Raw genomic sequence first — 11278 nt, 5'->3', positions numbered from 1 at the left:
TTGTTCCTCCGCCGGAGTTTTTCATGCCACAGCCGTTCGCCCCGTTTTTGTTGTCCGCCGAAGATCCCGCCGCCGTCACGATTGAAACGCCAAAAGGCCTCGCGCCCTTCTTATTGCTTTGCGATCACGCCGGGCAGGCGATACCGCAGCAATTGGGCGATCTTGGGCTGCCGCCCGGCGAAATAGACCGTCATATTGGCTGGGACATCGGCGCACTGAACGTTTCACGTCACCTTAGTCGCCAGCTGGACGCGCCGCTGATTCATCAGCGCTATTCGCGTTTGGTTATTGACTGTAATCGGACACCCGGCATCCCCAGTTCCATACCAGAACTGTCCGAGTTGACGCCGATCCCCGGCAACGTGGGCATTGCGGCCGAACAGGCGCTGGCGCGCGAGCATGAGATTTTTCTGCCTTACCATCAGGCGATAACCGACAGCCTGGATGCGCGCCAGCGTAGCGGCTTGCCGACGGCGATCGTTGCCATGCACAGCTTTACGCCGGTGTTTAAAGGCAACGCGCGCCCGTGGCAGGTCGGACTGTTGTTCAACCGTCAGCCGGAGTTCGCGTTGTTGCTGGCTGAGCTGCTGCGTGAACGAAGGGGATTTGCAGGTGGGCATCAACGAGCCCTATGCCATGACCGACGCGACGGACTACACCCTGCCGGTGCATGCTGAGCGCCGGCAATTGCCCTATGTCGGTATCGAGATCCGCCAGGATCTGCTTGCCGATCAACAAGGTCAACAGGCCTGGGCAGAACGCTTCGCCAGACTGTTACCGCAAGCCTGGCATCGCTGGCAAATTTGACTTTAGGAATATTCCCAGTGATGATAACTGTAAGGAAAGTGTCAACGTCATTGGGAAGTGCCAGGAGCGTCAAGTGGAGCAGAATGATAACGGATTGTTTATCAAGCAGGAGCGCTTTGAAGTACTGGCGATTCTGCGTGAGATTTGTAAACAACGCACGCCGCTACGGGTCGTAAATGAGAAGCAGCAGTTTCAGAGTTTGTTATTGAGCGTCGGGCCGGACAACATCGTGTTTAGCGGCGATGAGGTGGATGCGACGGTTGATGGCGAATACACCATCGTGATTGAAAGCCATGATGCGAAGATCGAGTTCTCCGTAGGTCGGGCCGAATTCATCGAGCAGCAGGGCGTCAATGTCTGTTCAACCCAATTGCCGAAGCAGCTGGTTTACATCCAGCGCCGCCGTCAGTTCCGTGTGACTACCCCTCACTGGCGCCAGTTTTTGTGCAGTGGTGAATACGCCGATGGCAGTGAATATCAGCTGAGGATCCACGATCTGTCCGCCGGTGGTGTAGGGCTGCGCGTTGACGGTCCGTTACCGCCAAACCTACAGCCCGGCTTCCAGTTCAAAAAAGCGTTGTTGGATCTTGGCAGCTACGGCAGTTTCAAGGTCAATATGGAGCTGGTGGTGATCAACGACGATCACGAGCTGGATGACGACGACAACATGGTGCATTTTTCACGCTTGTCGTGCCGCTTTATGAAACTGGGTTTGGCCATGGAAAGAAAAATTCAGAGTGCAGTGTTTGCGTTTGAATTGGACTTCAACAAAAAGAAAAAACGCTAACCAAGACGCGAGGGGCAGCTGGCTGCCCCGTCACTCCAGGCCTATTTCAAGGCGCGCAGACTGCCAATTTCCTCCAGGCCGAAATGCTCCGCTTCCGCCAGAACATCACAAACTTCCCCCCCGGCGGTCACGATCGCCTCATCGAGACTTTTGCCGTGCAGCAGATGGCTGACCAGCAACGCGGCAAACATATCCCCGGTGCCTTTGACCTTTGATTGAATTCTGGGGTGGGTATAGCTTTGCACTTCGTCGTGCTTGACCAGCAGTAACCCCAGTTGATCGTCGTTTTCCGCCACGCCCGGTGCGCTGGTCACCAACACCCACTCGGTGGTGTCATTGAGCAACGCCTGTGCAGCCTGCCGCGTCTGTTCCTGAGTTGTCAGAGGGTGACCGCAAAGCTGCTCCAGTTCGAAGCCGTTAGGGGTCAGGCCATTGGCCAATTGCAGGAAGGGGGAGCGGTAGCAATCGACAATGCGCTTATCGACATAAACCCCTTCGCCGTAATCGCCCATCACCGGATCGATATAAATCTTTATCTGCGGATTGATCGCGCGCACGCGCTGTAACCAGGTATCCAGAATATGGCATTGGTCGACATTGCCCAGATAACCGACAATCACCGCCCGGGTGCGATTCATCACGCCGCGGGCCAGCAAATCCGCCAGAAAACCGCCGAACCATTCGGCGGAGATCACGCCGCCGCTGGGCGCACCGTAATAAGGGGGGCAACCGAACAGCACGCTGGGCACCTGCAGCACTTCCAGCCCCTTTTTCAACAGCGTGCGGTAGGCTATCCCGTTGCCGACGCTGCCATACACCACCTGAGATTGAATACTGATGACATCAATCTGCGGCGGCTGTAATTGAGAAATTTGTTGCATCTATCACTTCCTTGGTTCGATTTTATCCAACCAGCGCGTAAATACCTGGCGGGCGCGTTGCTCCAATTCTGTGCCGTAACGCGCGGCCTGTTGGCGCAAAAGCTGCGGCACGATGCCGGCCAGCTCCAGTTCACAGGCATGTCCCACCAGCCACCGTTCCAGATCGCGGTGATCGGCTTCCAGATGGAACTGTAGCCCAAGGGCGAAATCCTGATACTCAAATGCCTGATTAGGGCAGATATCGGTGCCCGCCAGGCGGGTCGCGCCTTCGGGGATCATAAACATATCGCCGTGCCAGTGAAGCACCGGCGTGGACGCCAGTGGCGCCAGCACCGAGTCTTCGTTATCCGTCAAGGTTAAGGGAGCGTAACCGATCTCTTTCACGCCAAGCGAAACGACCTCGGCGCCCAGTGCCTGGGCAATCACCTGCGCGCCTAGACAGACACCGATCGTAGGCCGTTTTTGCTGGAGACGCTGGGTAACCAGTGCTAACTCATCGTTGAGAAACGCATAGTGTTGCTGACCGGCAAAGTGCTGAGCGGCGCTGATTGGCCCGCCCAGCACCACCAGCAGGTCGGTATCCTCGTTAACGATGGTGCGGATGTCGTCACGGCCCGCGTCGAAATAATCAATCTGATAGCCACGCAATGACAGCAGTGAGCCCAGAATGCCGAGGTTTTCAAAATTCACATGTCGGATCGCGACAACTTTTTTCATTATTGTGGTACCTCTTGGCTATGAGGGTAAGGTTCCAGTTCCAGCGTATCGCCCAGGATGGTGATGCCGCCAATGCCGCTTTGATAAATTATCCGGCGCTCTTTGACCTGGCTGATACTCAACTGGTAGCCCTGATCGGCAGGGAACAGCGCCTGAGCCTGCTGAAGCTGATCGGCAGCCCATGGCGTGAACATCTGCAAGCGACCGAAGGCTTTCCCGCCCTGTTTAATATCCAGTACGTAATGTTTTTCCATCTTTACCCCTTAACTTTTCCGTTCGAAACAGGTAATCTATTTTGAACTAATACAAAAAGGTTTTATGTATGAGCTCATTGTATGCAAAAGGCGGCAGCGCTGTCCAGATTGCTGAACAGATCAGCACGCAGATAAAGCAGGGTGATCTGCAGCCGGGTGACCTGCTGCCGCCGGTACGTCAATTGGCCGGCGAGTTGGGGGTCAACCCCAATACCGTCGCCAGCGCCTATGCCAAGCTGCGTGATGCCGGTTTGGTGGCTACCCGCGGGCGTGCCGGTACTCAGGTACTTGAGCAACCTTTAATGACGGTGCGCAATGTTCGGCAAGTGCCTGAGGGAATGGGGGATTTGGCGAGTGGTAATCTGGATGCCACGCTGCTGCCGGCCCTGTCGCTGGGCGCCGAAGACGTTTTCCCGCAGCAGACCGGTTATGACGTCAGCGGGGATTTACCGGCGTTATGTCGGCTTGCCGGAGACTGGCTGAGTCAGCAGGGCGCAGAGTTGGGGGAACCGGCGGTGTTTTCCGGCGCGCTGGACGCTATCGAAAAGGCGTTGCGTATCCATGCGGCGCCGGGAGCCTCGGTGTGGGTGGAAGATCCCTGCTGGCCACCGCTACTGACGCTGTTGCGGCATCTGCGGCTGAAGCCTTTGCCGTTACCGGTTGATGAACAAGGGTGCCGCTTACCGGAAAAAGAGGCCGCACCTCTGGGAGCCGCGGTGATCCTGACGCCTCGGGCACAGAACCCGACCGGCATGTCATTAAGCGCGGGCCGGGCCGCGAGTTGGCGGGAATTCCTGTCGCAAAACCCGGGCTGTCTGGCGATCGTCGATGACTTCTGGGGACCGCTGTCGCAGCGGCCGCTGCATTTGCCCTTTACCGCAGACAATGGCCTGTATGTGTTATCGCTGAGCAAGTTCCTCAGCCCGGATCTGCGTATTGCGCTGGCCTGCGGCAAGCCGCAGCTGCTGCAGACCATGCGGGCGGATCAATACATTCGCGAGCGCTGGGTCAGCCATATCCTGCAGCAGATTGCCGTTAAACTGTGGACGCAGGCCCAGCAAGAGGGGCTGTTTGCACGGGCGCAGCAAACTTATCAGCAGCGGCGTGACGATTTGTCCGAGCGGCTGCGCGCATTGACCGGCGTGCCGGTGTCGTCGGGAGAGGGAGTGCATATCTGGTTGCCGGTGCGTTCAGAAGCCGCCGCCAGCCAAATGATGGCGCAGCGTGGCTGGCTGGTGCAGAGCGGCGAGCCCTTCCGTCTGAAAAGCGGCCCGGCGATCCGCATAAGCCTGGCTAACCTTGAGCCGGCGCAGCTGGAAACGCTGGCTCTGGATCTGGCCGTCGCCATCGGTGCCGGCACCGTGGTTAACTGAATCAAACAGCATCACCCGCTAGCGCCAGCAATTGCAGAGAGACGAGGCGGGCGGCAGGCTGGCTGATCGGGGTATCAATCACAAACTCCTCTACGCCGAACTGTTGGTGTAACTGATCCAGCTGTTGACGCACCTGCCGGGCGGTCCCCAGCAGTATGTGGCTTTCGCGCGGTTCGATACGGTAATCGGTAGCGCCAGCCTGTTGCACAAAGCTTTCCGCCTGCTCCAGACTGCCGACGGTCACGCTTTGCCCGCCGGTCACGTGGACACGATACTGCTGGATCCCGGCTGCCAGATCCTTGGCCTGGCTTTCGCTGTCGGCGACGATCGCTGCCACCGCCAACAGGGCTTTTCGGCCACCGCTTTGCTCACTGTAATGAGCCAGCGCCCGCCGGATGTCCTCCGGGTTGCCATTGAGATGAGCGGCAAACACGAAGGCCCAGCCGTGTTCGGCGGCCAGTTGTGCGCTTTCGTTGCTGGCGCCCAGCAGAAAGCGTTGCGCCGGCTGAACCGGTTGTGGCGTTGCGCTCAGGCCGGGCTGTGCATCATCGTTCAGATAGGCATTTAGCTGCGCGAGCTGTTTAGGGAAGTCAGGCTTATTCTGCTGATCGTGCGCGGCCTGCAGCGCCTGAGTCGAGAGCGGTAGCCCGCCAGGCGCTTTTCCCACGCCCAAATCAACCCGGCCCGGTGCCAGCGTGGCCAGCAGATTGAAGTTTTCCGCCACCTTATAAGCGCTGTAATGCTGCAGCATGACGCCGCCGGAGCCGATACGGATCCGTGAGGTTTGTCCGAGCAAGTAAGCAATCAGCACTTCAGGGGAAGGGCAAGCCAGCTGCGGGGTATTGTGATGCTCCGCCAGCCAAAAACGGCGGTACCCCCAAACTTCCGCCTGCTGTACCAGATGCAGCGTGCGTTTGAGCGCCTCGGCGGCGCTTTCTCCTTCGGCAATCGGACTTTTTTCCAACACGCTCAGGGCATAAGCCATTTTCCTGTTCCTTTATCATCGATGATTGATGACAAATACCATGCAGAACACCAGCGGCGTAATATTGATTGGAGATAGGATATTCCATTGATAAAAAACGGATTTAGATATGCGCGGAGTGGTAAAGGGGCGCGTGGTTGACGCGCCCGATTCACATCAGGACTCCAGCCAGGCCTTCAGGCGAATAGCGTCGCTGTAGTGGCCGTAGCGCTGCTTTGAGCCGAGGAGGATGATCACCACCGGCTGCCCCTTGATCAGGGTTCGCATCACCAGACAGTGGCCGGCTTCGTTGGTGAAACCGGTCTTTTGCAGCTGGATTTTCCAGGCCGGATTGTTGATCAGCCCATTGGAACTGCGATAAACCAGCTGGCCCCGACCTGGACGGACGATTTGCTGCTTGTCGGTGCTGAAACGGCGAATGGTCTGATAACGGTAGGCATGATTCACCATTTTCAGCAGATCCCTGGCGCTGGCAACGTTGCGCGGCGTCAGGCCGGTCGGATCGTAAAAGCGGGCGTGTTTCATGCCGAGGCTGCGTGCTTTCTGATTCATTTTCGCCACAAAGGCTTTTCGTCCCCCGGGATAGCCGCGGCTCAACGCGGCCGCCGCACGATTTTCCGATGACATCAGGGCGATGTGCAGCATATCGCGCCGGCTGAGAATGGAGCCCAGGGTCAGGCGCGAATGGGTCTTCTTGAGCAGATCGCGGTCGGCAGGAGTGACTTTTATCGGGTTGCCCAGCGGGCGTTTGCTGTCCAATACCACCATGGCGGTCATCAATTTGCTCAGCGAAGCTATCGGCAACACGCGGTTGGCTTGTTTCTGATACAGCGTTTTGCCGGTACGCTGATTGACCACCAATACCGAAGCAGAGTGAAGCGCCAGCGGCGCAGCAGCCTGCGCAGAGGGCTGAAACAACAGCAGCGTGAGAATCAAAATGACGCCGAAGCCTGAGGTGGAAAAGCGAAAAAGGGAATTCAATAAATGCATGGCAACCGTGACTACGTTCCTGACTGATGAAAAAATATCAGCAAGAGTCTGCACAGCAAATGTGGAGAAAATAAGGTGACCCTTCCGGATCTGAAAACTCAGCGGTGGCGTTCTGGCGTGAGGAGAAGGCAGGGAGGCGGCCATGCGCCTCCCTGGCAGGGCATCAATACACTTCTGGCACGACCATATTATCCGGCACCGGGCTGCGACTGTAGTCCGGGCTGCGTTTGCGTGGTGGCAAGGTGATCACGTTGCCTTCGGCTTCTTCGTAGGGCACTTGCTTAAGCAGATGGCTGATACAGTTCAGCCGGGCCTTTTTCTTGTCGACACCCTGAACCACCCACCATGGCGCCTCAGGAATGTTAGTGCGCGCTAACATGACTTCTTTGGCCTCGGTGTAATCCTCCCAGCGGCGGCGGCTCTCCAAATCCATTGGGCTGAGCTTCCACTGCTTGAGCGGATCGTGAATGCGACTGAGGAAACGCAGTTCCTGCTCATCGTCGGTGATCGAGAACCAATACTTGACGATTTGAATGCCGCTGCGCGTCAGCATCTTTTCGAATTCCGGCACGCTGCGGAAAAACTCTTCGTATTCTTCGTCGTTGCAAAAGCCCATCACTTTTTCCACTCCGGCACGGTTGTACCAGCTGCGATCGAACAACACCATTTCGCCGGCGGCCGGCAGGTGCGCGATATAGCGCTGGAAGTACCACTGGGTACGTTCGCGATCGTTGGGGGCGGGCAGCGCGGCCACACGGCAGGTGCGCGGGTTCAAACGTTGGGTGATGCGTTTGATCACACCGCCCTTGCCGGCGGCATCGCGGCCTTCAAAGATGATCACCAGACGGTGACCGGTACGCATCACCCAGTCCTGCAGTTTGACCAATTCACCCTGCAGCCGCAGCAATTCGCGAAAATACTGTTTGCGCCAGGCTTTTTTCTGGTCGCTGTCCACCTCGGCGTCGTCAAAGCGCAGGTCGTCCAGTTCCATTTCCAGCTCTTCGTCATAGCTGTCGTAGAATTCCTGCAGCAGGCGCTGGTTGAAGGTGTCGTCGTGATTAAATTCATGCATAGCCATAGTTGATTCTCCGTGTTAGCCCGGTTTTAAAAATGGGTGAAGATCCAATAGAGCCCGGCGGAAAGCAGCACCGAGGCCGGCAGCGTCAACACCCAGGCCATCAGCAGATTGCGTAGGGTGGACATTTGCAGGCCGGAGCGGTTGGCCGCCATGGTCCCGGCAATGCCGGATGAAAGAACGTGGGTGGTGGAAACCGGCAGGCCGAAGGCGTCCGCCGCCCCGATAGTGGTCATCGCCACCAGCTCGGCGCTGGCGCCCTGCGCATAGGTGAGGTGGCTTTTCCCGATTTTCTCGCCCACGGTGACCACGATGCGCCGCCAGCCGACCATGGTGCCCAGCCCAAGCGCTATCGCCACCACCACCTTGACCCAGAACGGAATAAAGCGGGTGGCGCTGTCCAATTCGCCTTTCAGCGCGTCCAGATTGCGTTGCGAGTCAGCGGGGATCTGAAGTTGTTTTTCCGTCTTCAGGTGCTTAATGACCTCCGACGTCAGGTACATATCATTTCGGGTGTTGGATACCGCCTGCGCAGGGATTTTGTCGACCGACCCGTACTGGCGAATTTGATCGCCGATGGCGCCGGTCAGTTGGGCCAGGGCAGGCACCACCTCCGGCGTCAACTCGCTGGTGCGAACATAGCCGGTGAGGACTTCACGCGCAGGAACCTGACTGACCGCTGGGAACTGTTGCAGCAGTTGGTTTTTTGTCACTTCCGCCAATGCCGCTACGCGGGGGATTTGCTCCGGCGGCATCGAACGGTTCAGCGCATAGGCAATCGGCATGGTACCGACCAGGATCAGCATGATCAGGCCCATGCCTTTTTGCCCGTCATTGGAGCCGTGAGCAAAGGAAACGCCGGTACAGGTGAGGATCAGCAGGCTGCGGATCCACAACGGCGGCGGCGAGTCATTTTTGGGGGCGGTATACAACTGACGGTTTTTAACAAAGACCTTCAGCGCCAGCAGCAGCAAGGCTGCAAATACGAAGCCGATCACCGGTGAAAGCAGCAGGGCATACCCCACTTTAATGGCTTGCCCCCAGTCGACGCCGCTGGTGCCGGTGCGGCCGTGGATCAGGGCGTTAGCCACCCCTACGCCGATGATCGAGCCTATCAAGGTATGCGATGATGACGCAGGCAGCCCCAGCCACCAGGTGCCGAGGTTCCAGATAATCGCTGAGAACAACAGGGCGTAGACCATGGCGAACCCGTTGCCGGTACCGGCCTGCAAGATCAGTTCAACCGGCAGCAGCGAAATGATGCCGAAGGCCACCACGCCGCTGGAGAGCAAAACGCCGAGAAAATTAAAGAACCCCGACCAAACCACGGCCACCATCGGCGACAAGGAATGGGTATAAATCACGGTGGCTACCGCATTGGCGGTATCGTGGAAACCATTAACGAATTCAAAGCCGAGCGCGATCAATAACGCCATTCCCAATAAAAGAAACGGAACGTAACTGGTATAAACCGCGCCGGCATCGCTGACGTCGTTAAATAGATTTACGCCAGCAAAAGCTATCCCCAGCACTAATAATAAAATAAAAAAAAGAACAGTGAGTCGACTGTTCTTTTGGTAGATTTTTGGCAGGCTTGACGCAGATGGCGCATCCGCTTGAACGGCGCTGTTATCGCTCATAAAGGACCTTCCCGATAGGCTTCATTAGATTACTGACGGTGCTGTACGGTGTTGCCATCAAAGTATTGGGAAATAATGTGACTTTTTTATGACGCTAATATTAATCATCGGGAACAGTGAAAATAATTAACGTTGGCATTTAAAGGTTGATATAAAGACTGAGATTGATTAATTCATGCGTGCGGTTATTCGGGACAAAGGTTTATGGCTCAAACGGTTGCGGAAAAATTACACAAACTTGATTTTGACGATGAGGTCACCGGGCTGATTTACGGCCACGTTTTTCGTACGTCAGAGCCACCGCAGCGGGTCTCTTCGCAGCAGGCCTGCCAGGCCTATCAGACGCTGTCGCCGGGGGAGGGATTTATCTGGCTGCATCTCAACCTGAATCATGCCGCGGCGGAAAAATGGCTAAAAAACCACTTCGAGATTTCTGAGTTTTTCTTTGACGAGATCCGCCACGGTTCTCATACCACGCGCATAGAGCGTCAGGGAGAAGATCTGTTCGCGGTGCTCAACGACGTAATCTTCCACCCGAAAGAGAACAACCCGGAGATTGCGACGCTATGGCTGTATTGCCGTAGCGGCCTGGTGGTCACGGTGCGGCACAAACCGCTGCGTTTGATTGAGCGGCTGCTGGGCCGGCTGGGGCCGCTGCAGTTGGCGTCTTCTACCGAATTGCTGGCGCATTTGCTGGAAGAGCAGGAAGAGGTGCTGGAGCAGGTGGTGCGGCAGGCCAACCAGTACGTCGATACCATTGAAGATCGCCTGCTGAGCAACCATGTGAAACGCAACCGTACCGAACTGGGCAGAATGCGCCGTATGCTGCTGCGTTTTCAGCGTCTGCTGGCGCCGGAGCCCGCGGCGCTGTTTCGTTTGCTGAACCGGCCACCGACCTGGCTGAGCCGGGACGTGGTACAGGATCTGCGGCAATTTACCGAAGAGTTCACGGTGGTGCTAAACGATCTCGCCAGCTTGACCGAACGCATTCGCTTGTTACAGGAAGAGATAGGCGCCAAGCAGATGGAACAGAACAACCGCACGCTTTACACCCTGACGGTGATCACCGTGTTGGCACTGCCAATCAATATCGTCGCCGGTTTCTTTGGCATGAACGTGGGGGGGATCCCGCTGGCCAGCAACCACCACGGCTTTGTTTTGCTGGTGTTGCTGGTCGGCGGCTTTACGCTGGTTACCGGCTATCTGGCTTTCAGACGCCGGGATGAAGGCTGATCACAGTCTGGCCCGGTACTCTTCTTCCAGGCGAGTGTGAGTGCTCCAGAACGGCTGCGGCTGACGATTGTGCAGACGATCGACCAGGATATCCAGGTGGGTATGCCAGCCCCCGGCCACGCTGAGCATTTCATCACGGTTGGCTAGGCGACGGTGGGTGACCGTCAGCAGCACGGCTTTGCCCTGTTCGGTCAGTTCGAAGGTCACCTCGGAAGGGCGGCTTTGCCCCTGTTCAGCCCAGGTAAAACTCAGCAGCCGCGGTGGGAAAAGGCAGGTGATATGGCCGACGTTGCTGACGCTGCAGCTTAGGTGCTTATATTTGGCCGGCGTTTGCTCGTGTTCGCCGGTCAGATCGGAATTGCGAAACACCAGCTCTACCTGGGCGCCGTTTTCCAGCTTCATTTCGCCGGCGGCCAGCCAGGTGGCGCGTTTGTCGGATTCCGTCAGATAGGCCCAGACCCGTTCGATAGGGCCGGGCAGCAGCCGCTGAATACGCAGCGTGCCGGTTTCAATAATCATGCCGTAGTCGTTCATGG

General features: G+C 57.1%; 11 protein-coding genes and 1 pseudogene. 4 read left to right on the top strand and 8 right to left on the bottom strand.

Annotation, left to right across the window (positions count from 1 at the left end):
* The first annotated feature begins 23 nt into the window (after positions 1 to 23).
* Positions 24 to 807 (top strand): annotated as a pseudogene (locus tag EBA31_RS13525) (N-formylglutamate amidohydrolase).
* Between the two features lie 73 nt (positions 808 to 880).
* Positions 881 to 1594, top strand: a complete 714-nt coding sequence (locus tag EBA31_RS13520) for a flagellar brake protein (protein ID WP_020827036.1) — start codon at positions 881 to 883, stop codon at positions 1592 to 1594.
* A gap of 41 nt (positions 1595 to 1635) precedes the next feature.
* On the opposite strand, the gene pdxY is transcribed toward EBA31_RS13520, so the two are convergent.
* The 3 genes from pdxY to EBA31_RS13505 are packed head-to-tail and all read right to left on the bottom strand — an operon-like array spanning position 1636 to position 3446.
* Positions 1636 to 2475, bottom strand: a complete 840-nt coding sequence (gene pdxY, locus EBA31_RS13515) for a pyridoxal kinase (protein WP_046373447.1) — start codon at positions 2473 to 2475, stop codon at positions 1636 to 1638.
* A gap of 3 nt (positions 2476 to 2478) precedes the next feature.
* A complete protein-coding gene (locus tag EBA31_RS13510) occupies positions 2479 to 3192 on the bottom strand; it encodes a glutamine amidotransferase (RefSeq protein ID WP_046373448.1) in 714 nt (237 codons plus the stop codon).
* Positions 3192 to 3446 carry a hypothetical protein gene (locus EBA31_RS13505; protein WP_116690394.1) on the bottom strand — a complete coding sequence of 85 codons (255 nt, stop codon included), beginning with the start codon at positions 3444 to 3446 and terminating at the stop codon, positions 3192 to 3194. The genes EBA31_RS13510 and EBA31_RS13505 overlap by 1 nt, the downstream gene beginning before the upstream one ends.
* A gap of 68 nt (positions 3447 to 3514) precedes the next feature.
* Here EBA31_RS13505 and EBA31_RS13500 point away from each other — a divergent pair, with 68 nt between their 5' ends.
* Positions 3515 to 4819 (top strand): aminotransferase class I/II-fold pyridoxal phosphate-dependent enzyme, encoded by a 1305-nt coding sequence (locus EBA31_RS13500; RefSeq protein ID WP_122079454.1) that lies wholly within the window; start codon positions 3515 to 3517, stop codon positions 4817 to 4819.
* 1 nt (position 4820) lies between these two features.
* On the opposite strand, the gene EBA31_RS13495 is transcribed toward EBA31_RS13500, so the two are convergent.
* From EBA31_RS13495 to EBA31_RS13480, 4 genes are all read right to left on the bottom strand, one after another.
* On the bottom strand, positions 4821 to 5804 hold the full coding sequence (locus EBA31_RS13495) for an LLM class flavin-dependent oxidoreductase (RefSeq protein ID WP_122079453.1): 984 nt from the start codon (positions 5802 to 5804) through the stop codon (positions 4821 to 4823).
* 156 nt (positions 5805 to 5960) lie between these two features.
* Positions 5961 to 6794, bottom strand: coding sequence for a D-alanyl-D-alanine endopeptidase (gene pbpG, locus EBA31_RS13490; RefSeq protein ID WP_122079452.1), 834 nt, complete (start codon positions 6792 to 6794; stop codon positions 5961 to 5963).
* 163 nt (positions 6795 to 6957) lie between these two features.
* Positions 6958 to 7872: a polyphosphate kinase 2 gene (gene ppk2 / locus EBA31_RS13485; protein WP_048758773.1), complete on the bottom strand. Its 915-nt coding sequence runs from the start codon at positions 7870 to 7872 to the stop codon at positions 6958 to 6960.
* A gap of 26 nt (positions 7873 to 7898) precedes the next feature.
* The gene (locus tag EBA31_RS13480) at positions 7899 to 9509 is read right to left on the bottom strand and encodes an inorganic phosphate transporter (RefSeq protein WP_122079451.1); all 1611 of its coding nucleotides are present in this window, start codon (positions 9507 to 9509) and stop codon (positions 7899 to 7901) included.
* Between the two features lie 204 nt (positions 9510 to 9713).
* Between EBA31_RS13480 and EBA31_RS13475 the strand changes: the two genes are divergently transcribed.
* Positions 9714 to 10742 carry a transporter gene (locus EBA31_RS13475; protein WP_020827027.1) on the top strand — a complete coding sequence of 343 codons (1029 nt, stop codon included), beginning with the start codon at positions 9714 to 9716 and terminating at the stop codon, positions 10740 to 10742.
* On the opposite strand, the gene EBA31_RS13470 is transcribed toward EBA31_RS13475, so the two are convergent.
* Positions 10743 to 11276, bottom strand: coding sequence for an SRPBCC family protein (locus tag EBA31_RS13470; protein WP_046373455.1), 534 nt, complete (start codon positions 11274 to 11276; stop codon positions 10743 to 10745).
* Positions 11277 to 11278: the final 2 nt, after the last annotated feature.

This window comes from Serratia sp. P2ACOL2 (assembly GCF_003691565.1).
In the GTDB taxonomy this organism is placed as follows: domain Bacteria; phylum Pseudomonadota; class Gammaproteobacteria; order Enterobacterales; family Enterobacteriaceae; genus Serratia; species Serratia liquefaciens.
Note: the sequence above shows the minus strand (reverse complement) of the source record. Positions and strands in the feature narration are given on the sequence as shown.